The organism is Dietzia sp. B44 (genome assembly GCF_014145245.1).
Lineage (GTDB): Bacteria > Actinomycetota > Actinomycetes > Mycobacteriales > Mycobacteriaceae > Dietzia > Dietzia natronolimnaea.
Genome location: NZ_JAALEF010000365.1, coordinates 1 through 2,631 on the forward strand (window position 1 = coordinate 1; position 2,631 = coordinate 2,631).

The 2,631-nt window shown below is 70.2% G+C and carries 3 protein-coding genes; 1 reads left to right on the plus strand and 2 read right to left on the minus strand.

The features are described 5' to 3' along the window. On the minus strand, positions 1 to 605 hold a 605-nt coding region (locus G6017_RS11985; protein ID WP_182617551.1), incomplete at its 3' end, for an enoyl-CoA hydratase-related protein. 42 nt (positions 606 to 647) lie between these two features. Further along, positions 648 to 1,865, minus strand: coding sequence for an acetyl-CoA C-acetyltransferase (locus tag G6017_RS11990; RefSeq protein WP_182617553.1), 1,218 nt, complete (start codon positions 1,863 to 1,865; stop codon positions 648 to 650). A 162-nt stretch (positions 1,866 to 2,027) separates the two neighbouring features. On the opposite strand from G6017_RS11990, the gene G6017_RS11995 reads away from it, so the two are divergent. Continuing rightward, the coding region (locus tag G6017_RS11995; RefSeq protein ID WP_182617555.1) for a TetR/AcrR family transcriptional regulator at positions 2,028 to 2,631 on the plus strand (604 nt) is incomplete at its 3' end.

Consider the following 2,631-nt stretch of genomic DNA (forward strand, 5'->3'; position numbering starts at 1 on the left):
GGCACCAGGTCGTCGGGGCCGGCCACCAGCTCGTCGACGAGCCCGAGCTCGTGGGCCCTGCCCGGACGCAGGCGCCTGCCCTCGAGCAGCACCTCCGTCAGGGCCGTGGCCACACCGAGCATGCGCACGGTGCGGACGATCCCGCCGCCACCGGGCAGCAGACCGAGGCTCACCTCGGGTAGGCCCAGCTGGATCGCGGGCGAGTCCACCACGATCCGGTGGTGGGTGGCCAGCGCGATCTCGAGACCGCCGCCGAGCGCGGCACCCGCGATGGCGGCCACGACGGGCTTACCCAGGGTCTCCAGTCGCCGCAGTGGCGCCTTGGCCCGCTCGACGGTGGCCACGGCCAGGTCCGCCCCGTCAGCGGGGATCGACAGGATGTCGCCCAGGTCGCCGCCGGCGAAGAAGGTCTTCTTGGCGGAGGTCAGGATCACGCCGGTGATCTCGTCGACCTCGGAGGCGAGCCTGTCGACGGCCGCCTCCATGGACGCCAGGTAGTCGGCGTTCATGGTGTTGGCGCTCTGACCCGGATCGTCCATGGTGAGGACGACGACGCCGTCGGCGTCGCGCTCGTAGGTGATGGTGTTGGTGAATTCGCTGCTCATTGGGGTTTTTCTCGTCCTTGTCAAGGCTGGCGGCCGGGTCGTCTACAGGCGTTCGATGATGGTGGCGATGCCCATGCCGGCACCCACGCACAGGGTCGCGAGGGCGTAGCGGGCGTCGCGGCGTTCCAGCTCGTCCAGGGCGGTGCCGAGGATCATCGCGCCGGTCGCGCCGAGGGGGTGCCCCATGGCGATCGCGCCGCCGTTGACGTTGATCTTCTCCATGGGGACCCCGAGGTCCTTGGCGAATTTCATCGGCACGGCGGCGAACGCCTCGTTGACCTCGAACAGGTCGATGTCGTCGATCGTCAGGCCGGCTTTGGCGAGGGCCTTGCGGGCGGCCGGGGTGGGGCCGGTGAGCATGATCGTGGGCTCCGAACCGATGACGGCGGCCGAGACGATCCTGGCGCGCGGCGCGAGGCCGTTGCGCTCGCCGGCCTCGGCGTTGCCGATGAGCATCGCGGTGGCACCGTCGACGATCCCGGAGGAGTTCCCGGCGTGATGGACGTGGTCGATGCGCTCGACCGAGTGGTACTTCTGCAGCGCCACGGCGTCGAAACCGGCCTGCTCACCGAGCGCCGCGAACGACGGCCGGAGTGACGCGAGATCGTCGGCGGTGGTGCCCCGCCGGATGTGCTCGTCATGGTCGAGCACGACCAGACCGGCGGAGTCGACCACCGGGATGACCGAGCCCGCGAAGCGGCCCTCGTCCCAGGCGGCGGAGGCGAGCTCCTGCGACCGCGCGGCGAACTCGTCGACGTCCCCGCGGGAGAAGCCCTCGATCGTGGCGATGAGGTCCGCGCCGATCCCCTGCGGGACGAACAAGGTGGAGTAGTTGACCCGGGGGTTCTGCGCCCAGGCGCCGCCGTCGGAGCCCATCGGGACCCGCGACATCGACTCCACGCCACCGGCGACGACGAGGTCCTCCCACCCCGCGCGGACCTTCTGCGCGGCCAGGTTCACGGCCTCGAGCCCGGAGGCACAGAAGCGGTTCTGCTGCACCCCGGCCACCGTCTCGGGCAGTCCGGCGGCGAGGGCCGCGATGCGGGGCAACACCGCGCCCTGCTCACCGACCGGACCGACGATGCCCATGACGACGTCCTCGATCTGTGCGGGATCGAGACTGCTGTTGCGCTCGACCAGCGAACGCAGCACGCCGACGGCGAGGTCGATCGGGGCGACGCTGTACAGCGAACCGCTGGACTTGCCCTTACCGCGTGGCGTGCGCACCGCGTCGTAGATGTAGGCCTCGGGCACTGACATGGGTGGGTTGTCCCTTCCGTCCCGAGCCGGTCTGCGACGACGCACTCGAGACACTCACATGGATTCGATCACATATATCTGTGAATTCGGGTTTACTATGGCCACTGTATCCGCTGTTGTCAAGATCACACCCCGATCCGCCCTCACGAGATCCGAGAGGTCATGACGTCGTCACCACCACTGCCCACGAGGTTCCCGGACGCCCCTCCACCGGGGTCCCGACGTGCGGAGATCGCGCTGGCCGCGGCCGAGGAGTTCACTCGACGCGGATACCACGCGACCCGTGTGGAGCACATCGCGGATCGACTCGCGGTGACCCCCGGTGCGCTGTACCGGTACGTCCCGGGCAAGTACGCGATGTTCCGAGACGCGGTCGCCACGCTCGTCGGGGAACTCGACGCCGCCACGTCCGGTTCCGATGACCTCGACCACCTGGTCGACTCGGTCACCCGGGCGACACTGACCCACCGCTCCCGCGCCGCGCTGTACCGCTGGCAGATCCGGTATCTCACGCCGGAGGACCGGGCGGCGGTCGTGGCGGCCGACATCCGGATCCGCCAGCGATTCTCCGACGCGATCCGCGGACACGGCGCTGTCGCCCGGACCGGGACCCGGGGCGCGGCCGGCGCCATCCTCGCCTGCATCGCCTCGCTCGGCCATCACCGCATCGAGGTCACCGAAGCGGGCGCGGTGGCGCTGATGCAGTCGATCGCGGCGGACCTGGCCGGATCCACCCCGGGCGTCAGGTCGACGCCGACTCCGCGAG